20 protein-coding genes are annotated in these 20219 nt (G+C 35.2%); 3 read left to right on the top strand and 17 right to left on the bottom strand.

All coding sequences use genetic code 11. The annotated features are described in order from the left end of the window. Positions 1 to 4: 4 nt before the first annotated feature. From ACZLO7_RS06850 to ACZLO7_RS06790, 13 genes are all read right to left on the bottom strand, one after another. Positions 5 to 1024, bottom strand: coding sequence for a rod shape-determining protein (locus tag ACZLO7_RS06850; protein ID WP_038187415.1), 1020 nt, complete (start codon positions 1022 to 1024; stop codon positions 5 to 7). A gap of 94 nt (positions 1025 to 1118) precedes the next feature. Next, a complete protein-coding gene (gene radC / locus ACZLO7_RS06845) occupies positions 1119 to 1817 on the bottom strand; it encodes a RadC family protein (RefSeq protein WP_464940990.1) in 699 nt (232 codons plus the stop codon). Further along, positions 1807 to 2418 (bottom strand): Maf family protein, encoded by a 612-nt coding sequence (locus ACZLO7_RS06840; protein WP_464940989.1) that lies wholly within the window; start codon positions 2416 to 2418, stop codon positions 1807 to 1809. Before ACZLO7_RS06840 ends, radC begins: the two co-directional genes overlap by 11 nt. An 87-nt stretch (positions 2419 to 2505) precedes the next feature. Next, positions 2506 to 3129 carry a hypothetical protein gene (locus ACZLO7_RS06835; RefSeq protein ID WP_464940988.1) on the bottom strand — a complete coding sequence of 208 codons (624 nt, stop codon included), beginning with the start codon at positions 3127 to 3129 and terminating at the stop codon, positions 2506 to 2508. A gap of 83 nt (positions 3130 to 3212) precedes the next feature. Beyond that, positions 3213 to 3968, bottom strand: a complete 756-nt coding sequence (locus ACZLO7_RS06830; RefSeq protein WP_464940987.1) for a prepilin peptidase — start codon at positions 3966 to 3968, stop codon at positions 3213 to 3215. A 22-nt stretch (positions 3969 to 3990) separates the two neighbouring features. Next, positions 3991 to 4710 (bottom strand): hypothetical protein, encoded by a 720-nt coding sequence (locus ACZLO7_RS06825; RefSeq protein WP_464940986.1) that lies wholly within the window; start codon positions 4708 to 4710, stop codon positions 3991 to 3993. Then, positions 4707 to 5294 (bottom strand): PilN domain-containing protein, encoded by a 588-nt coding sequence (locus tag ACZLO7_RS06820; protein ID WP_464940985.1) that lies wholly within the window; start codon positions 5292 to 5294, stop codon positions 4707 to 4709. The genes ACZLO7_RS06825 and ACZLO7_RS06820 overlap by 4 nt, the downstream gene beginning before the upstream one ends. 3 nt (positions 5295 to 5297) lie before the next feature. Beyond that, positions 5298 to 6272 (bottom strand): type IV pilus biogenesis protein PilM, encoded by a 975-nt coding sequence (pilM, locus tag ACZLO7_RS06815; RefSeq protein WP_464940984.1) that lies wholly within the window; start codon positions 6270 to 6272, stop codon positions 5298 to 5300. A gap of 129 nt (positions 6273 to 6401) precedes the next feature. Further along, complete coding sequence (locus ACZLO7_RS06810; RefSeq protein ID WP_464940983.1) at positions 6402 to 6902, bottom strand: prepilin-type N-terminal cleavage/methylation domain-containing protein; 501 nt, start codon at positions 6900 to 6902, stop codon at positions 6402 to 6404. A 31-nt stretch (positions 6903 to 6933) separates the two neighbouring features. Then, entirely contained in the window at positions 6934 to 8139 is a 1206-nt protein-coding gene (locus tag ACZLO7_RS06805) for a type II secretion system F family protein (RefSeq protein WP_464940982.1), read from the bottom strand. After that, positions 8136 to 9179, bottom strand: coding sequence for a type IV pilus twitching motility protein PilT (locus ACZLO7_RS06800; protein WP_464940981.1), 1044 nt, complete (start codon positions 9177 to 9179; stop codon positions 8136 to 8138). Before ACZLO7_RS06800 ends, ACZLO7_RS06805 begins: the two co-directional genes overlap by 4 nt. Before the next feature lie 12 nt (positions 9180 to 9191). Next, positions 9192 to 10856, bottom strand: a complete 1665-nt coding sequence (locus ACZLO7_RS06795) for a GspE/PulE family protein (RefSeq protein WP_464940980.1) — start codon at positions 10854 to 10856, stop codon at positions 9192 to 9194. A gap of 23 nt (positions 10857 to 10879) precedes the next feature. Continuing rightward, positions 10880 to 12199 carry a VanW family protein gene (locus ACZLO7_RS06790; protein WP_464940979.1) on the bottom strand — a complete coding sequence of 440 codons (1320 nt, stop codon included), beginning with the start codon at positions 12197 to 12199 and terminating at the stop codon, positions 10880 to 10882. Positions 12200 to 12507: 308 nt separating this feature from the next. Here ACZLO7_RS06790 and ACZLO7_RS06785 point away from each other — a divergent pair, with 308 nt between their 5' ends. Genes ACZLO7_RS06785 through ACZLO7_RS06775 form a run of 3 tightly spaced genes read left to right on the top strand, consistent with a single transcriptional unit; the run spans position 12508 to position 14812 of the window. Beyond that, positions 12508 to 12927 carry a type IV pilus modification PilV family protein gene (locus tag ACZLO7_RS06785; RefSeq protein ID WP_464940978.1) on the top strand — a complete coding sequence of 140 codons (420 nt, stop codon included), beginning with the start codon at positions 12508 to 12510 and terminating at the stop codon, positions 12925 to 12927. A gap of 8 nt (positions 12928 to 12935) precedes the next feature. Continuing rightward, positions 12936 to 13355: a hypothetical protein gene (locus tag ACZLO7_RS06780; protein ID WP_464940977.1), complete on the top strand. Its 420-nt coding sequence runs from the start codon at positions 12936 to 12938 to the stop codon at positions 13353 to 13355. Continuing rightward, positions 13355 to 14812: a pilus assembly PilX family protein gene (locus tag ACZLO7_RS06775; RefSeq protein ID WP_464940976.1), complete on the top strand. Its 1458-nt coding sequence runs from the start codon at positions 13355 to 13357 to the stop codon at positions 14810 to 14812. The genes ACZLO7_RS06780 and ACZLO7_RS06775 overlap by 1 nt, the downstream gene beginning before the upstream one ends. A gap of 100 nt (positions 14813 to 14912) precedes the next feature. On the opposite strand, the gene ACZLO7_RS06770 is transcribed toward ACZLO7_RS06775, so the two are convergent. The 4 genes from ACZLO7_RS06770 to ACZLO7_RS06755 all read right to left on the bottom strand — a co-directional run bounded on the left by ACZLO7_RS06770 (position 14913) and on the right by ACZLO7_RS06755 (position 20162). After that, on the bottom strand, positions 14913 to 15470 hold the full coding sequence (locus ACZLO7_RS06770; RefSeq protein ID WP_464940975.1) for a type 4a pilus biogenesis protein PilO: 558 nt from the start codon (positions 15468 to 15470) through the stop codon (positions 14913 to 14915). Positions 15471 to 15802: 332 nt separating this feature from the next. Beyond that, positions 15803 to 17512, bottom strand: coding sequence for a sensor domain-containing diguanylate cyclase (locus ACZLO7_RS06765; RefSeq protein WP_464940974.1), 1710 nt, complete (start codon positions 17510 to 17512; stop codon positions 15803 to 15805). Between the two features lie 87 nt (positions 17513 to 17599). Then, positions 17600 to 18853 carry a bifunctional folylpolyglutamate synthase/dihydrofolate synthase gene (locus ACZLO7_RS06760; RefSeq protein WP_464940973.1) on the bottom strand — a complete coding sequence of 418 codons (1254 nt, stop codon included), beginning with the start codon at positions 18851 to 18853 and terminating at the stop codon, positions 17600 to 17602. A gap of 13 nt (positions 18854 to 18866) precedes the next feature. Further along, positions 18867 to 20162 carry a bifunctional folylpolyglutamate synthase/dihydrofolate synthase gene (locus ACZLO7_RS06755; RefSeq protein ID WP_464940972.1) on the bottom strand — a complete coding sequence of 432 codons (1296 nt, stop codon included), beginning with the start codon at positions 20160 to 20162 and terminating at the stop codon, positions 18867 to 18869. Positions 20163 to 20219: the final 57 nt, after the last annotated feature.

Genomic DNA, 20219 nt, shown 5'->3' with positions numbered 1-20219 from the left:
CTCCTTAACCTTTCGTTTGTTGACGACGTACTAAATCGATATGATCTAGCGCCATACCAGTACCAATTGCAACACAATCAAGAGGGTTTTCAGCAATAAATACCGGCATATTTGTTTCGCTACTAATAACTTTATCTAAGCTTTTCAGTAAAGCTCCACCACCAGTTAATACAATACCGCGTTCCATAACATCAGCAGAAAGCTCTGGAGGAGTTTGTTCTAATGTTTTCTTCACGCCATCGATAATAGCAGAGATAGATTCACGTAATGCTTCAGCAATTTCGATAGAAGAAATTTCAATTGTTTTTGGTAAACCAGTTACTAAATCACGACCGCGAATTTCCATGCGCTCTTCTGGACCTTCAGTGCTAGCAGAACCAATTTCCATTTTAATAGATTCAGAAGTACGTTCACCAATTGTTAAATTATATGATTTACGAATATAAGCTGTGATAGCTTGATCCATTGCGTCACCTGCAACACGTACAGATTCACTTGTCACAATACCACCTAATGAAATAACAGCAACTTCAGTAGTACCACCACCGATATCAACAACCATACTACCTGTTGGTTCCCAAACTGGTAAGTTAGCACCAATTGCTGCAGCAAATGGCTCTTCAATTGTGAAAGCATCTTTTGCGCCCGCTTGACGAGATGCATCTATAACAGCACGTTGTTCAACAGATGTAATACCATAAGGTACACAAATCATCACATTCGGCTTCTTCCAGTTACCACCTGAAGATTTCATAGCCTCACGTAAATAATATTGAATCATAGTAGTAGTAATATCAAAATCAGCAATAACGCCGTCTTTCATTGGACGGATTGCTACGATTGAACCTGGAGTACGTCCAATCATATTTTTCGCATCGTTACCTACTGCTACGATTTCACCTGTTTTTGTATTTTTCGCAACTACAGAAGGTTCTCTGAGTACGATTCCTTTTCCTTTAATAAATACCAATGTATTTGCTGTGCCGAGGTCAATCCCGACATCTTTCCCACCTAATCCAAACACTATTATGTTCTTCCTTTCTCTATAGCCATAACTTTCTTAGCTGTCATTAAATCATAAGTTTTATTATAACGGAAAGGAATGAAAAATTACAGTGTTACATGTACCCTTTCTCCTTTAAACTTATAAATTGGTGATCCCCAATTATGACATGATCTAAAAGCTCTATACCTATTATATAGCCGGCTTCTTGAATTCGTTTTGTCACTTCAATATCTTCTGGTGAAGGAGCGGGGTTGCCAGAGGGATGATTATGCGCACAAACAAGCGAAGCAGCAGATCGTTTAACAGCTTCACGAAAAATTTCGCGTGGGTGGACGATACTCGCATTTAAACTACCAATGAAGATTGTTTGCTTATGAATAATTTGGTTTTTTACATTCAAAAACAACACTACGAAATGCTCTTGTAGTAAAGCAGTCATATCAGCCATTAAGTATGTAGCAGCATCTTGAGGAGAACGGATAGTATAGCGGTCTTCTATTCGCTGTTGCGACATCCTTCTACCAAGTTCGATAGCAGCAAGTAATTGAATTGCTTTTGCCTCTCCAATTCCTTTTACAGACATGATTTCCTCAATGGCTGCATGCTTTAATTCGTGAAGCTGTTCGAAAGAGGTTAACACTCGATTTGCAATATGTAAAACAGATTCTTCTTTTGTTCCTGTCCGTAATAATATTGCGATAAGCTCTTGGTTCGATAAACTCTCTGCGCCTTGTCGTTTTAAACGTTCCCTAGGGCGGTCATCTTGATGTACATCACGGATCATAATCGATTTAATAGTGTCAGTAGACATCGACTACCTCCTCTTCCTTTGCAACAAGAATCTTTTTGCTAATTAAATGCTCTTGCAAAGCGTTGATTGGTAATCCCGCGACATTATCAAAATCACCTTCAATAGATTGCGATAAATTTGCCCCTAATCCTTGTATATTATAACCAATATCATGTTCAAAAGGTTCCCCCGTTTCAACATAATGTTCAATTATTTTTTTAGAGAGCTTTTTCATCCTTACTTTAGACTCCACCACAAGCATTGTTACCTGCCCATGATATCTAACAGCAACCGCAGTCGTTACAATATGTTGACAATTTGATAATTTAGCTAAATAACGATATGCTGCCCGTCTAGTAGTAGGGGGGCATAAAATTTCCCCATCGATACTAATGGTCCTTTTCACCGAAATATATGCCTTATTATGATCCACCATAAACTGTCGCCACAAAGTCACAAAAGAACAATACACAGTAAAATCCAAAGGCGATGCAGCCGAAGGATAATCAATGGCTACATGATGATACTCAACCTCATAAGGTACCTGAATACTAGAAAAAATATCCTCTGCGTTGCCCCTTGGGCTCACTAAGACAATAGTCGTAACTGGATTTAAAGTCATTCCAATTCCCTCCTTTTTTTGACATCATAATCGAAACGACATTTTTTTCAAAAGTGTTAAAATCAAGATTTGACCGTTATTAACACCTTAAAATCCAATTTTGAGACATTTGTTTTGAGCTGTATAATGGCTAATTAGCTGTAATCTAATCACTAGAATATCATCAGAAACCTTTGACACCGCTTCAATGTTAGAAGCCCATTTAGAAGGTGGTTCTATCTTTTTCTTAGAGCTATCAAAAGTAAACTTTGACACTTTTGAAGCACTCAGCACTTTCGGCATTTCGACAAGTGCAGGATTTTCACACTTAGCACCGCTAAAGCTAATCTCTTTTACGAAAGAATCTTTATCTACCCTTTCTTTAATTTCTTTTTCTTTTGTTCCAACAGCAGACCATACAAAATATTGACCACCAAATGAAACGATAGCACTGTTATATAGCTTTGGATTAGTACCTAGAAATTCCGTTGCGGATTGCTCACTTGAAAAAACACCATATTGCTGCACATAAAAAGTATATGCTTTGTCATCAACCTTAGCAGTTGTTGTCGTTTTTGTTGCAGTTTTCTTATTACTAACTTGTTCATCTGCTTGTCCATCAAAAAAATGCAATGCAATGAAAAATAGAAATACTCCTGCCACACCAATAATCACACCATGGACCATAGACAAGAGCAGCATTTTTTTATTATTTCTAGATTCAAATTTCATCTCATCACCCCTCTATTAACCGTAGCATGATGACCATAAAAAAAGACAAGACTCTTGTCGTCTTGTCTACAAAATTTATCTTGTTAAAATAACAAATTCATATACCATTCGAGGATTTGTTCACCATAGAAATACGCAAGTATACTTGCAACTGCAATCGATGGACCAAAAGGAATCGGCGTTTTACGTCCCTGCTTTCGGTAGATTAATAGTATAGCACCCGCTATTAAACCAATGACCGAAGCCAAGAATAACGCAAGTAATGTCGAAAAAATACCTAACACTAGTCCTATAATGAAAAATAATTTAATATCCCCGCCCCCTATACCACCTTTCGACAGGATAGACACAAGTAATAATATTAAAAAACCTCCAATTGCACCAACAATACTATTCCACCACGGATCCGTCTGGATGAATATACGTCCCACCGCTAATAACACACCAAAAAACAATAAAATCCTATTAGGTATCAACATATACGCAATATCTGAAACAGTAATAATGATTAACATCGAAATAAACAATAGTGCGATAATTAATTCCGGCTTCAATCCCAATTCCAAATATGCCAATGCAAAAAAAACACCTGTTAAGAGTTCCATTAACGGATATATCCAGCGAATTTTTTCATCGCAACTTCTGCACTTACCTTTCAAAAACAAAAAAGATAAAACAGGCACTAAGTCCTGATATGTTAGACGCCTTTGACAATTTGTACAATGTGAAGGCGGTCGAACAATCGACTCTCCTTTAGGTACCCTTAACCCAACGACATTAAAAAACGAACCAAAAACTAAACCAAATATAAAAAAGAATAGTGCATAAACAGTTATCATTTATATCCCTCTTATTATAGTTTTATTTTTCTAGTGGGCCCTCATAATAGAATACCGTAAGTTGTACGGTTGCCTCAAGACCTTCCACTGTCTCTGAACTTTGTACATCTATATTTGGCACCTCATACTCAACAGAGTCAATACGCATAATACGAGGCAATACTTCTACCTCTTTTAAGAACGCTCTTATTTCCTCCTTATCTTGTGCGCTAATTGATAGTTTCATAGTCATTAACTTTAAAGTTTCAGGTAAACTGCTAGAAGTAATAGGGGAGACAGGCGTAACAACCTCTTCATTATCACTATTTTTTGCATCAGTACTAGGTGATTGATTTTGAGTTTCAACACCAGTAGAAGAAGTCACCGGTTGTTCGGCAGTTTGAATACTTTCTTTTACAGCAGTATCATAGTTATTAAAAGTAACGTCAAGCACCTTCGTTTCACTTACTAATTCAACCTGTTCAATCGAATTTAGTATATTACTTAGCTCTCGAGTTAAAGGTACTTTTGTTTTTAACTCATTAATACTTTTCTTATTAGCCTGCTGTTCTTTCTTTATCACACCAAGTTGCTTTGCTAAAGTAGCTTCCTTATCCCTCGCATCAGCTATTTGATATTTCAATAAATTACTTTCCTCCATTTTCGGATAGATAACGTAATAAAAGATAGAAAATAACAAGGCAAAAACAAGTACCCCGATTAGAATATATGCTGATTTCCTATTGTTTGCTAATGAAGTCATGGATGTTCTACCTCCGCAAGTAAATCTGAATTACTAATAGCCAATTTTATCTCTGCTGTATAACGGGGTACTAAGTCCTCATCTGAATCGGCATTATTATACTCATTTTTTTCTGGTTTAAAAGCCGTAACTTTATCAATTTGGACATCTGTATATAAATTGTCCTCTAATAACTTTTGAACATATATAGAGACATCATTAAGCGTTTCAAAATCGATATTCACCGTGATACCCTCATCATTAAAGTTCATCTTTGTAAATTTTTCGTAAGGTTCAAGATGTCTCTCTACACTATCTATTATCGGTGTAACCGGATAAGAAACTGATTCAACAAATTGTACTGATTGTTCAAGAGAGCCTTGTGATTGTTGCTCAAAATTAGAGATTTGATCATTATAGTCATCAATTTTAGCCGATATCTCTTGCTCCTCTGCAGTCAGTGTTTCAATCTCACTTTTTAATGCAAAATATTTCACCCCAGCAGCAATAAGCAACAAACAAACGACAGCCACAAATAACCATAAAAGTAGACTGCTTGTCTTTTTCCTTTCTATCTTAGGTAAGAGATTAATATCTGGAATCATATCCTACTCTACCTCCTTTAAGGCTAATCCAATTAAACTCGATTGTGATGTCTTAAAGTTAGGGAACTTACTAGTAATCACTGAATCTGTTAAAGTATGTATCGGCAAAGCTAATTGACTTTCTAGCATGTCAATTATATAAGGCAACTCTGGAGAATCTCCTATAACAACAATATCTTCAACACTTTTTTCACCCTTATTCAAAGAATAATGATAGAAGTTTAAAATACGGTCAATTTCAGATAACGGCTCCATCAATGCTGTTTTATAATTCATCACATTATCACTGTAACTGAAATAAAAGGCATCTTCTGTATGTTTAGGAAACCATTTACTACGCTCTGTATTAATCGTTTGATAACGTAAAAATTCGACTTCCCCCTGCGAATAAATCGTTAATGAGAGCTCGTTAATAGACCAATCTGTGATTAGCGTGATGCTATTATGTATATTCGGCATAACCATCTCAAGCAAACGTAGATTAGAAATAGCTTTAATATCTGCAACAATAGGCGTTAAACTAGCATCAGCTAAAAGCCCCGTCAACTTCTGTACCTCATCTGTACTCGTAGCAAACAAAGTCGCCTTGCCATCCCCAGACTGTGCATCATAAATATCAATAAGCGCATCTTCAAAAGGTAGATGAATAGAACGGCCTAGCTCCATCTCCACATACTCTTCAATCTCTTCTTCTCCTTTTAATTCCTGCGGATGGTCAATCATCTTCATCATGACTGTGCTATCCGGCACAAAAAAACGTACATCCTGGCCTTTCAAACTCCACTTCTTCACTTGTTCCTTTAATATCTCAAAAAAGGAAAGCTCGTCCTCAATAATTCCATCAACAACGATTCCCTCTTCTAATGGCTTACTTTCTATTTTAGATAGTGTTAAATCATTTAAACTGACTATTAACATATGCATTGCGTAGTCATTATAAACTAGCGACAACTGCCGCTTCTTCTTCTTAAATATCATCAGAGGACCTCCTAGATGCAAGCTTTAATACTTCGGTGGAGAAAGCAGAGAATGCAAAAGAAATGCTATGACTTTCTTCAACGAAAGATTAAAGGGAATACAGCAGCGAAGGGCTACTGTATTCTGTTTTTATTCTTTTGTTCCTTCTTTCTTATTACCCATTAATTCTGCCAGTTTATCACTTGTTATGGTACCTTCTACTTTGCCCTTTAATTTCCCTTTCATATTAGCTAGTTCAGGATAAGTTAAAGTGTAAATATTTTTATCGCGTGTCACACTAACACCCGTTAAATCAGTTCCATCTTTACTAACAAATTCCTTCAAATTCTCTGCAGTGCATGACGTTTCACTCTCACATTCACCATCCGTAAATGCAATTTTTGCACCAGAAATAATACTTGAAGCATCAGCTAGGATTGCTTTATCATGAGAGTTATTAATAATATTCCCAATTGCAGGAATAGCAATTAATGCGATAATCGCGATAATTACGATTACTGCTAATAGTTCGATTAGTGTCATACCTTTTTCATTTTTCATTAATTTCATTAGTTTGTTCATGATAAATCCTCCCTCATTTTTGTATGTAAGCTCTTCACTAGATGTCAGTTCTATTCGGTCGTTCGTCATCTACTTTTCACCTCCCTTCAATTAGAATTCACTAAACTTGTTCATATAAACTAAACATCGGCAGCATAATCGCAGCTACTATAAATCCTACAATTGCCGCTAAAAGTAAAATCATTAATGGCTCGATTAAGGACTTCAATGAATCTACTGTACGATCCACATCATCCTCATAAAACTCTGCAACTTTTTCTAACATATAGTCTAGCGAACCCGTTTGCTCCCCAATGGATACCATCTGAGTTACTAGCGGCGGAAATACCCAACTTTGCTCCAATGGTTTCGCAAGCGGACTTCCTTTTTCTAACGAACTCTTCGATTCACTAATTACTTCTTCAATAATTGGGTTACCGATAACTTTCTCAACAATGGCTAATGCATTTAATATAGGTACAGAGCTACTAAAAAGAGTTGCTAAAGTTCTTGTCATACGAGCAATCGCAGATTTTTGAAGTACTTTACCGAAAATAGGCATTTTCAATAGTACATAGTGTGTAGAAAAATAGAATTTTTCATTTTTTTTATATAGAAATATAAATCCTACAATTATAGCTAAAGTTATGAGTAAAAAAGCCCACCAAAAGTTTCTCAATGCATCGCTAAACGCTAAAACAATCAATGTAATTGCAGGAAGCTCTGCTCCGAAACTAGCAAAAGATTCAGTGAATCTTGGCACAAGCCATAGAAGCATAAAGAATGCTACAAAAATAATTAATATAATAAGAACAACCGGATAGGTCATAGCAGATTGAATCTTCTTCTTTAACTTAAACGATTTCTCATAGCTAAAAGCCATTCGATCTAATGTATCGTCCAAATTACCCGTCGCTTCTCCAGCCTTCATCATGTTTATAAAGAGCATTGGGAAGACCTTAGGATTTTTTGCTGCAGAAGCAGAAAAGGCAATACCAGAACGAATATCTTCTTCCACATCTTGTAATGCTTTTTTTAGCGCTTTACTAGAAGTCTGGGTACTTAGAATTCGCGTAGCTTCTACGATTGAAATTCCTGCACGAATTAGCGTTGCGAATTGACGACAATATATAACAAAGTCTTCTTTCTTCACACCACCACCAAACTTTAAATCTTTGTGCAAAATACTTTTAGACTCTTCAATTTGCCTCGGGTTAATGCCTTTATCTCGTAATTTTTTTACGGCTATTTGTTTTGAACTCGCTTCTATAATCCCTTTCTCAGCAACACCTTTAGAAGATCTACCACTATAGCGGTATACTGTCATGCAAACTCACCTGCACTCAAATATGTCTTGGCAATTTCAAAACCAATTTTTTTCTGAGCTATAAGCTGTTGAATAGAACTATCAATCGTATGCATACCAATCGCTCGGTTTGTTTGCATAACATTAGGTATTTGATGTACTTTATCGTTCCGTATTAGATTTGAAATTGATGAAGTCTGTACTAAAATCTCCGTTGCCGCTACTCTCCCTGGCTTGTCTATACGTTTAAATAGCCTCTGCGAAATGATCCCTTGTAACACATTGGCAAGTTGAATACGAATTTGACTTTGTTGATGAGGTGGAAAGACATCGATTATGCGGTCAATCGTAGTTGGAGCACTACTTGTATGTAGTGTCGCCATTACTAAGTGACCTGTTTCAGCAGCAGTAATTGCTGTTGAAATCGTTTCATGATCACGCATTTCTCCCACTAAAATAATATCCGGATCTTGCCGAAGAGCTGCTCGTAAACCATTTGCAAAACTCAAAGTATCAGTACCTACTTCTCTTTGATTAACTATCGACACCTTATGTTTATGCAAATATTCGATTGGATCTTCGAGGGTGATAATATGTTTAGCATTATTCGTATTAATATAATCTATCATTGCCGCTAAAGTAGTTGACTTACCAGAACCTGTTGGACCGGTTACAAGTATTAGCCCTTGAGGTTTATTACATAAGGTTTTTAATACTTCAGGCATGCCCAATTGCTCGATAGTCGGTATTTCAGATGTGATTTTACGTGCAGCTATTGTACAGCTATTTCGTTGATGATAAGCATTTATACGAAACCTGCACCTTCCAGGTAGCGAGTAATTAAAATCGGCTTCACCTTTTATTTCATAATCTTCTTGCCGATGCGTGGGTAGAATTTCTTTAATCATTAACTCTAGGTCATCAGGAGTCAGCTTCTCTTCTCCATAAGGTTGCAATTGACCGTTTATACGATAATACGGGGGAACACCAACAGTTGCATGTAAATCCGAAGCATCGCTATCGTCCGCATAAGTTAGTAATTCTATAATAGATTTTGTCATAATCCTCACATCCTAATTATCAGTTGCTACACGTAGTATTTCTTCTGTAGTTGTAACACCCTCTGCCACCTTTAACAGTCCATCTTCTAACAATGTCCGGTAATTTTGGGTATACATATACTTTTTAATTTCTGCAATCGCAGCTTTATTTAGTATCATTTCTTTTATGTGATCATTGACTTCAAGTATTTCATGAATTGCTAGTCGCCCTCTATAACCAGTCTTATTACATGATGGGCAACCTTTCCCACGTTTCACTTTGTCAATTTGAATATTGTATTTTAGGAAGATATCATGCTCCTGCACTGATAAGTTATGATATTCACCACAATCTCGACAGACACGTCGAACGAGACGTTGCGCCACGACTCCTACAACTGATGATGAGATCAAGAAAGGCTCGATTCCCATATCAAACAACCTAGAAATTGATTCAACTGCACTATTTGTATGTAACGTACTCAATACTAAATGACCTGTTAAAGATGCACGTGTCGCAATTTGAGCTGTTTCTAAATCTCGTATTTCACCTATCATAATGATGTCCGGATCCTGACGTAAAATGGATCTTAAGCCGTTAGCAAACGTCAAACCTATTTCCTCACGAACTTGAATTTGATTTACACCATCCATCTGATATTCGACTGGATCTTCAACTGTAATAATGTTTACATCATCACTATTTAAATGTTGGAGGGTCGCGGATAGTGTAGAAGATTTACCAGAACCCGTCGGACCTGTAATAAGTACAATTCCATTAGGTTTTGAAATCATTCCTTTAAAAAGCGTTAAGTTATTATCCGAAAAACCCAATTTTCTTATATCTCCATGCGAGTTATTCAAATCTAATACGCGCATAACAACTTTTTCACCGTAAAGAGTAGGTAACGTAGATAACCGAATATCGACCGGATGAAGATTAATATTCGCCTTTATTCTTCCATCTTGCGGTAAACGATTTTCAGTAATATTCAAATTCCCCATAATCTTAATACGAGCAATAATCATATTTTGCATATGCTTCGGAAGTGCACGTTCATTTTTCAAAACACCATCAATACGAAAACGAATACTAAGTTCTGTTTCTTGAGGATCAAAATGTATATCACTAGCTCTTTGGACAACAGCACTTGAAATAATTTGGTTAACTAACTTAACAATGGGAGAATCATCGTCAAGAATTTCGTTTTCTTCATCCTTTTCTAATGGTATAAAATCATTTAATGCCGCATCCATCGTTTCCTGTAAATCGTAGTATTTAGAAATAGAACGGTATAAATCATCCTTCATCGCGATACTCGTTTCTATTTGGCAGCCCGTCACCATTCGTACTTCTTCAATCGCGAAATAATCCATAGGATCCGCCATAGCAATGAGTAATTTATTCTTTTCTCGCGTCAAAGGCATTAATAATGAGCGTTTAGCTAATTCTCTTGGTACTAGTTGGATGAGCTCCGGCTCAATTGCATATTGACTGATACTAATATGAGGTACACCTAATTGGAATTCCAGTACTTCAATTAATAGTTGTTCCGTTAGTAAATTTTCTCGAATTAGAAAATCTCCAAGCCTTTCATTTGTATTTCTACTTTTCAGAGCATAATCTAACTGTTCTTGAGTGATTGCGTTTGCCTCGACCAATAAATCCCCTAGTCTTTTTCTTTTCACCCTGCTCATTGTTCATTCACCTCTTTACCACCTTATTTTGTATCACCAGGCGTAACAATATCTCCTGATTTGGTATAATAACTCCCCTCTGGAACAGGGCTACCATTTTTACTTTTGGTTGCTGTTTTACGTTTAGTAATTGTTTGTTTACAAACATTTGAAGAGGTAGATGTATCATCTCCATTACATTCATCTAAAGCTGTTTCTTCACTTGAATTCGTTTCAACAAGTGTTTGTATAGATGACAACTCAATGATTTCATTTAATGGAGCGTAGTAATTTTGACTGATCAACTCGGTTTTTTCTTCCTCGGCATCGTTAGTAATCGTCCGATAAATTAATAGTTGTAAACCAGATTTTGAATGTTGAGCTATCTCTTTTTCACCTTCTTCAATATAAGAAGAATATCTATATATAGTACGTGGCTTAACACTCTTTTTGCCATTGTCAAAGACGGACACTTTTGGATTCCCCGGAAGTGAATATAGTTCAATTTTTAATTTACCTGATTTTACTTTGGCTACAATTTTCGCAGGAACTTTACTATGAGATACAAATCGAAAGTCCCTCTTTAACAATGGATTAACAACCGCTTCATAACCTGCATTCACATAGGTTGGAACTTCATTAGCTTGATGCCTTTCCAATATTTCAAAGCTACTTTGCAGCACTGCACTATGTAAAGCTGAGGCTACAATCGTCATTGTATTTTCATTGTTGGAAGTAGTAGCAATTAGATCATTAAATGAAACTTCAATTTCCGGCTCGATCATGTAGTCATTTAATTTATTGGCAATTTCCGATATTTCCGCAAATTGGTTGTCATTTATTGCTATGGTTTCAAACGAGATTCGTTCGGCGTTTTCAATAGATAAACTTTTTACTTCAACCTTTATAGGACCGTTCTTTAAATAAGATGCTGCTTCAAGAACTTGAGTAGTTAGATTTTCATCTTTTAAATTTGTTTGATATTCAATTTTCTCTTTTAAACTAGCATTTCCTTCTACTATCAAAGGTTCATTTACAATACGTTTCTTTTCCCAAAAAGCATACCAAGGTCTCTCTACACTAAGTTCATATTGCTTAATAGAGGCATTTATATCGAAAACAAAATCTTCTCCAGGTAATGTGACTTCTTTTTCTCCAATAGTTATATATATTTCACTACCTTGCCATTCAACTATAGCTGCATTTAATTTTTTCTTCATTTCTCCTTTAGACAAATCCTCGATAGGTATATTACCAATAGTAGATCCTTTAGAAGCAGCTAATACTTTATCCCCAACATATTCAAATGAAACAAGAAAACTGAATACCAGTAGGGCAATTGTGATTTTCGTAAATAACCTCATATTCCAATTCTCCTATTATAAATATTTTTATATACACATATATTTCTAACTATAAAATAGATTATAAATAAAATTTTTCCAAAAAGATACGACTTTTATCACACTTTAAAATTTATTTAGGAATTTTATCTAAAAACGTATGCTATATATCACAGAAGGAGTTATGATTAAAGTGTATATTTAAATATATTAAACTATGATATTTGATTTTTTTATATTTATTGACATTTATTATGCTATTTTTTATATGGCAGCCCATATTGTTGAAAAGATATATTCTATCAATCTTACGAAAGAGGTTTTAAATAATGATTTTTAAACAGGTTCATTCAAATGAAAAAGGGTTCACACTTGTCGAAGTCATGGCATCGTTCGTAATATTAGCAATTCTATTAACTGCATTTTTCACCTTCTTTATTCAAACAGCGAAAACAGGAAAGAGCTCTGAAAATATTGTAGATGCGACTTATATCGCGCAAAGTGAAATGGAAAAAGCTTTCGCAGTTAGTAAAAAGGCTACCAACCGAGAAGAAGCGATTAAAAGCTTAGGTTATAAAAAAGAGGATAGCAGTTCCGATTTCACTAAAAAAGATTCTAAAATCACTATTAAATTAAAGCTAAAAGGAAACAACAGTGCTCCGAATTTGACAAATATCATTATTGAAGTCTACGAAAATAACGAAAATAACTTGAAAGCAAAAATGGAAAATGTATTCGTATGGAAATGAGGTGAACCATGAGAAATATATTAAATAATGAAAAAGGGTTAACATTGGTAGAAATACTAGCTGTTGTCGTCTTAACCGCTCTTGCGGCTATTCTAATATTTAAAGTTCAACTAACTAGCTCTGAACAATATGACAAACAATTAAAACAAAACCAACAACTCAATGAAATGTCTTATGTACTTAAAGTCATTACAAAAGAAATGCGGAAAACGACTGATATTACCTCTATTAATGATGGGATAAAAATAAACAATGTAGAATATAAATTCGATAAGAACACAATGAGCATCAGTAAAGACAATGAAAACTTTGCTACGAATATTAGGGAATTTAATGTCAAATATAAAGACAATGGGTGGAATATTATTATTGAAAATCTTGATGGGAAAAAAGCAGAAACAAAAATAGTCGTTAGGAGTGGGAGCTAATGAGAAAAATAATAAAAAACCACACTTTTATTAATGAAAAAGGCTATACCCTTGTCATTGTTTTAATGGTACTAATCGTCATGTCAGTACTTGGTGTTGCATTAATGAGCGTTACAGCCACAACAATGAAGCAATCTTCAAACGAGCGCACTGACCAATCTGTTTACTATATTGCAGAAGCAGGTCTTGTACAAAAAAGAGAAGAACTAAATGATAGGGTTAATGATGCTTTTATTACTACTAAAAACCACTATGCAACTTTAAGTAATAAAGACAAATTAAAGTTCAAATTCAAAGACTATTTCTACCAAGTGGCAGAAAGGAATATTGCAAGTTCAACAGTTAATCAGTTTAGTAATTATGAAGAACATTTTGGTAAAAAACCCAAATCGACTATAACATTAACTAAAGATAAAGATGATTCTAACAAATACAATATAAAATCACTTGGTGAAATTGGTGATAAAAAAAGGGTAGTTACCCAAGTGTATATGGTTTCTCTAATTGTCCAAACAACTCCCACACCGGAAACATATACACCTAAATATGCAGTCCATGTTAATAATAAAATTTCATTATCCGGAAGTGCTAATATTTATGGAGCAGATATCGCAACCGAATCATCTAATCCCGGTAGTATAGATATTCCTTCTTATTATGACCATAAACCTAAAGCTGATCTTAGCACACCTATCGATATCGAGTTACCTTCTTTTCCTGAGGATGATTATAAAAATCTTGAGCTTTTAGGATATCCTAAAAATGAAATAGTCAAGATAGACAATTCCGAACAAGCAAACGTTATACATGACGGGGATTTATTAATTAATCACAACCTTACTGATAAATATACACTTAACATGACAGATAATATGAAATTCAAAAACATCATACTATCAAGTAATTATTCTTTAACAATCAATGTTGGGAATACTGATAAAGCAATCCTAATTGATCACTTAAATATTGAAAATGGACATATAAACATAGTAGGCTCCGGAAAACTATCTATTTATGTGAAAGACAAAATAACAACAAATTCCTCAAGTTCAGTAAATAACAATGGGGATATATCCCAATTAAAAGTATATTACAAAGGAAATAATGCAATAAACATGAGTGGTGATCAAAAAATATTTGGTTCACTTTATGCGAAAAATGCCAATATTAAATTCAGAGGTAGCGGCGGATTCCAAGGCGATATTTATTCTGGCGGAAGTAAAGTTGAATTAGATGGAGATTCATCAGCTATTACCAGGGTATTTTTTACACCTAATGCAGATGTCACTTTATCTGGTAGTGGAAAAATTACAGGAGCAGTCATTGCAAAATCTTTTACTGCTTCTGGTGGATCGTTTGTTCAATTTGCTTCCTCTAACCCTATACCTATTGAAACAATTCCGACTTATGATGATGCTAAACAATTATCCAGTCAAGGAGCTTTAATAGAAGAATAGAATTATATTGTTATACTATTGCAAAAGAGGCGTTTCAAAGTCAGATCAAGACTTTGAAACGCCTCTTTATTTTTTACATTTTCTTCAAAAAGAATATCCACTAATACGTCTTATCCTTATAGTAGAAAGTCGTGAGCTGCAGTGTCGTTTGAATGGTTTCTTTTAAACCATTTAAAACTGCATCTCCGTTTGGTACAGAAAAACTTATTTTATCTATACGAACTATGCGCTCTAATCTTTCTACTTCTTTAATAAAATCATAAACATCATCATAATTTGGAGAGGTTAGTAATGCATCAAATGTTATACACTCAGGCTTAATTGAGCTCGCTTCAGATGCATTTGTAAATACGGGAGTTTCAGACTGCATTTCCTCAACTTGTTGTTTAGCTGACGGAAGATTAAGGGGTTTTGTTTCTTCAGTAGTTATTGATTCGTTATTATGATTAGTTATTCCTTCAAATAATTCTTTTTTAGACAAATTAGTTACAATTATGGTCTCATCATTTTTTATTACAACGCGATTAATCTTGGTGATAGTTAATTGTTCAATATTCTGGAGTGCTCGAATGACCTTTTCTAACTGTCTTTTTCCAGGATCTTTGCTTAGATATTCAAGTTGATTGATTTTAAGTACATCCTTTCTTTTAAATTCCACGTTTTCTCTACGCATTTTCTACAGTATATCAATAGTAGTGCTGGCATTCATAATCAATTATGCCTCGGCATAATTGCGTCCGGAATTGGCTTTGTGCTTGCACAAAGAACTCCTTTCCGATTCCGTGACATCCACCGGAGGCTTTAACTTCTTTCAGCGGGCGTTTGGACACCCGCTGAAAAGTAGCTTAAATCCGCATTCATCTCACCACCTATAGAGGTGGGAGACTTCTGCTGAAAGAAGTTAAAAAAAAATGTTTAACTGATATGTATACTGCTATTAATTATATGTTGCAATAGCTAAGAGAATTCTAGAATCCCCTTAGCTTTTGTTTAGGTTTTTAGATACTCCGCTACGCGATTTCGACCTTTTTGTTTAGCTCCTACATACAAAGCCCTATCAGCATTTCGTAATAGCGCCATAGGATTATCACAATCCTCAGGAGCAGTTGAAACACCAACACTAGTCGTGATTGTAACATGTTCTCTTATATGATTCACACTCAAATCCGATTCGATTTCAAATGATTTAAATTGCACTTTCATACGAATTTCTTCCGCTAAGTGAAGAGCCTCACTTTTAGATACGTTAGGCAGTAGAATTACGAACTCCTCACCACCAAATCTAGCTAGTATCCCTCTATCTCCCACTTCTTCCTCTAATGTTCGAGCAAAGTCACATAAGATATCATTGCCGCTTTGGTGACCATATGAATCATTAATAAGTTTAAAATGATCAATATCGAGCATGATTAACGATAGCTGACGCATTTCTCCATCTAGCAATTCTTGCATTTTAAATGTAAGTTGTTCCTCAAAATACCTGTAATTATATAACCCAGTTAGGCCACAACGTTCACTTTTGTTTAATGTTACCTCAAGATATCGTGAGCGCTCCAACGAAACTGCAAAATAAGAACATAGTAAGTCCAATATACGAATTTGATATTCTTCAAAGGATTTCTTCTTATTAGAAGCTAGCAATAAAATTGCTACCATTTTTTGATTTATCGAAATTGGCATCATGACTATACTTTGCGTGTCAAAGGGTAAAAAACCAGCCCCCATACTTATCCATTCGGACTGTTGGTTATACACTATTGCTTGCTCTGTATTCATTATTTCTTTGATTGGAGTTTTTAAAATATTTTCGTGAGAAACATTAACATCTGTATCTACACCATTTTCATGTGACCTGTCGAATTGTAGTTGACCATTCACTATATCGATAATGTAAGCATGATCTACAGGCATGATTTCAATTGTTTTACCCATAAATAAATCCACAACTTCATCACTCGTTAAGCTATCCCCTAACTGATGACCAAAATGCGCTGCCATCGATAAGTATTCATTTACTCTTTCTGAAGTACTATACATTCTTAAAATCTGAGTCACTATCAAAAATGGCATACCTAGTAAAACAAATGCTATAGGCCCTACATATTCTGACAGTAGATATAGTGTTAATCCCATAGGAAAAGTGAATAGCATACTATTATAATCCCAATAATCATCTTTTGTTAGAAATGGAGCTCTTTTCTTCATAAAGATTAAACTTAATTTCAGTAATACATGATTTATAAAAGTATTCACTAATAAATAAATCATTCCGAATACGACAATATGAGGTATACTAAGCGAACCAAATTTTCCACCAATTAAGATAAAAAATAAACCACTAATAAATGATACGAGGAAAAACATAATCGAATTCCAAGGAATACGGTATAAGTCTGGCTTTAGTAGTTTAGCTCGATATAAAAATGGAATTAGTGCAATTTGGAATACAATTAATTCTATAAATAATCCATATTTCAAAAAAATCGCTAAGTTTACCCATTGCATAAAAAATAAAGATACTCCGTTTATAACAATAGGAAAAATGGTTGTAATGATTGCCAACACTATGAAACCTATAAACTCAGACCAATCAATATTTGTTGGCGGAGGGAAATAGAGATATACCACATATAAACTAATTGGTACAGTGGCCAACCATACTGCAAAGACGGTCCATTTGAACTTTAGTGACAAATTCACTTCTCACACCCCTCACCGTGAGTATTTATGCCTACTTTTAAGCAATTATAGCAAATCGTTTTACCAAAGTCATCCATTTAATGCAATTCAATTAAATGTTTCATGCAATATTTTTCGCCATTTTGCTAACAAATATAAGGAACCAGTCATGAAAATTACTTCATTCAACAGCAACTTTTGTTGAATAGTAGTCAAAATGTCATATGTTGTCGATTTATTTTCTGCATTACTCATTTTCACAATTTCATCTGCAGCCATTGCACGTTCATTCGCAACCTCTACGAAACTAAAAGTTGTACCCACTTTTTCTAATTCCTCAAGAACTCCTCGGACATCCTTGTCCGCTAACATACCAACGATAAAATGGATGGGTTCATTAGGAAATTGCTCACGGATCGCGTCTACTAAACTTTTTGCACTAGCTGGATTATGCGCTCCATCAATGTAGAGCTTTGGCGCAAGTTGTTCAAAGCGACACGATAACTGAGCTCCTTGAACCCCACTGTGAATTGCATCGACACTTATTTTCACTTCATTTATTTGTGCAACGATTTTAAATGCCGTAATTGCAAGCGCCATATTACTACGCTGGTGTAACCCCAGCATTGTACGTGTTAAATTCGTTATTCGTATATCATTAGCAATATATGTTTCCGTCGCATTTTCCTCAATAACATTGAAATCTTCAGTATAGATAAGTAATTGTGCGTGATGTTTCTTCGCTTCTTGTATAAAAATATCCATTGCTTCAACTGGTAGAACACCTGTCACTACTGGTTTTCCACCCTTAATAATACCTGCTTTATGGATTGCAATACTTTCAAGGGTTGAGCCTAAAAAATTCGTATGTTCTAATGCAATACTCGGTATAACTGACACAATAGGCATCACAACATTTGTGCTATCAAAACGCCCCCCCATGCCACATTCAATAATAGTAATGTCAGGTGCAAATCGCTCGAATGCCAGAAAAGCTGCTACTGTTAGAAGTTCAAAATCTGTTAACTTACCGTCTAACCCTGCATCCGCCATAATGCGAAATACTACATCCATCTCTGCTGGCGAAATCGGTTGTTCATTTAACCTAATTTGATCATGTACATCTTCTATACACGGTGACATAAAAGTAGCAGTCGAAAGTCCGTGAGCCTTACTTATATGCTCTAAAAAGGTAATGGTTGAACCTTTCCCATTAGTACCCGCCACATGGACAACGGATAAGTTCTTATGTGGATTTCCTACTAATTGCAATGCTTCAGTAATTGCTGTTAACCCTGGTTTTATCGAGGCATCACTACGTACTCCCCATCTTTCTTTATAACGATCTAATTTTGGAATCATGTCAGCACCTCATTTATTGCTTCACTTTATTGTTTAAAAACGCACGTACTTCAGAAATAAAATACAGAGATCCTGTTATGACTAATACATGCTCTTCCTCTTTTTCCTCGGCTGCCCGTTTCACTACACGTTCCCATTCTGCATCAAAATGAGTATGGTGGTGCTGTGATAGTGCAGCTAATTCAGCGGCTGGTGCGGCATTAGGCATACTTATTTGCGTAAATGTCATAGAGGATGCTACTTCCTCCATCATTTGAATACTTTTCAGATGATCCTTATCCTGCATAGCAGCATAGATAAAATCGTATTCCCTTGTTGGATATTTCGCTTTTAAAGTAGCGATTAATGCCTCTGTACCTTCAGGATTATGGGCACCATCAATTATGATATGATGGGCATATTCTTCAAAGCGACCAGCCCATTTTGCTTCTTTTAAGGCTTTTCGAACGGCTTCTTCTGTTATATCAAAGTATCCAGCATCTCTTAATAATAATGCCGTCGTAATAGCTAATGAAGCATTGTTAATTTGATGAGGTCCTGCCATACGTAATTCAACATCATTTATTACGTAATCCCCTTTAGCATAATTAAAAATCTGCGTATGTTCCTTTTGAGTGACTTTTGTAACCACAAAGTCCTCATTGATAATTGCTATAGATGCGTGCTTCTCTTCAGCTATTTTCCGCAGAACTTTTAACGCTTCCTTATTTTCTACCGTTGTTACAACAGGTCTATTTTCTTTAATAATGCCACCTTTTTGATAGGCAATTCCCTCAAAAGTGTCACCCAATATTGCTGTGTGCTCTAAAGAAATCGTTGTAATAATTGAAACGAGGGGATTAATAACATTAGTTGAATCTAATCTGCCCCCAATGCCAGTTTCAATTAGAGCCACATCTACTTTTTCATCCGCAAAATATAAGAATGCTACAATCGTCATAATTTCAAAAAAGCTAGGGTAAACCCCGTCCTTTTCATCTATAGCTACAAATACTTTATTGATGTAAGAAAGGAATTGCTCATCCGATATTTGCTTGTCACTTATAGTAATACGCTCATTTATACGCTCTAAGTGCGGAGAAACAAAGCAGCCTATTTTTTCAACTTGGCTGTACTTTAATATTTCCTTTAGTGCATTTAAAGTAGAGCCTTTGCCGTTTGATCCTGCTAAATGGATTGTCTTAAATGTATGTTGAGGGTCGCCAAACTCATGTAAAAGTGATTTAACGACTTCTAACGGAATCGAAGTACTACTACCTTTTTTTAATGAGGATAAAAACTCGACGCACTGTTCTATATTAGTAAACACTATTCAACACTCCTGGTATGTATATTGTGCTTGTTTTCTTCTTATTTACTTTCCTAT

It is taken from the genome of Viridibacillus sp. d25.2 (genome assembly GCF_055456015.2).
The sequence above is the reverse complement of the archived record's forward strand: the minus strand, read 5'-3'. Positions and strand labels throughout refer to the sequence as shown.

Coding starts and splice junctions, on each gene's coding strand:
- radC (WP_464940990.1), bottom strand. CDS start 1,817: ATGTCTACTGACACTATTAAATCGATTATGATCCGTGATGTACATCAA.
- ACZLO7_RS06840 (WP_464940989.1), bottom strand. CDS start 2,418: ATGACTTTAAATCCAGTTACGACTATTGTCTTAGTGAGCCCAAGGGGC.
- ACZLO7_RS06835 (WP_464940988.1), bottom strand. CDS start 3,129: ATGAAATTTGAATCTAGAAATAATAAAAAAATGCTGCTCTTGTCTATG.
- ACZLO7_RS06830 (WP_464940987.1), bottom strand. CDS start 3,968: ATGATAACTGTTTATGCACTATTCTTTTTTATATTTGGTTTAGTTTTT.
- ACZLO7_RS06825 (WP_464940986.1), bottom strand. CDS start 4,710: ATGACTTCATTAGCAAACAATAGGAAATCAGCATATATTCTAATCGGG.
- ACZLO7_RS06820 (WP_464940985.1), bottom strand. CDS start 5,294: ATGATTCCAGATATTAATCTCTTACCTAAGATAGAAAGGAAAAAGACA.
- pilM (WP_464940984.1), bottom strand. CDS start 6,272: ATGATATTTAAGAAGAAGAAGCGGCAGTTGTCGCTAGTTTATAATGAC.
- ACZLO7_RS06810 (WP_464940983.1), bottom strand. CDS start 6,902: ATGACGAACGACCGAATAGAACTGACATCTAGTGAAGAGCTTACATAC.
- ACZLO7_RS06805 (WP_464940982.1), bottom strand. CDS start 8,139: ATGACAGTATACCGCTATAGTGGTAGATCTTCTAAAGGTGTTGCTGAG.
- ACZLO7_RS06800 (WP_464940981.1), bottom strand. CDS start 9,179: ATGACAAAATCTATTATAGAATTACTAACTTATGCGGACGATAGCGAT.
- ACZLO7_RS06795 (WP_464940980.1), bottom strand. CDS start 10,856: ATGAGCAGGGTGAAAAGAAAAAGACTAGGGGATTTATTGGTCGAGGCA.
- ACZLO7_RS06790 (WP_464940979.1), bottom strand. CDS start 12,199: ATGAGGTTATTTACGAAAATCACAATTGCCCTACTGGTATTCAGTTTT.
- ACZLO7_RS06785 (WP_464940978.1), top strand. CDS start 12,508: ATGATTTTTAAACAGGTTCATTCAAATGAAAAAGGGTTCACACTTGTC.
- ACZLO7_RS06780 (WP_464940977.1), top strand. CDS start 12,936: ATGAGAAATATATTAAATAATGAAAAAGGGTTAACATTGGTAGAAATA.
- ACZLO7_RS06775 (WP_464940976.1), top strand. CDS start 13,355: ATGAGAAAAATAATAAAAAACCACACTTTTATTAATGAAAAAGGCTAT.
- ACZLO7_RS06760 (WP_464940973.1), bottom strand. CDS start 18,853: ATGATTCCAAAATTAGATCGTTATAAAGAAAGATGGGGAGTACGTAGT.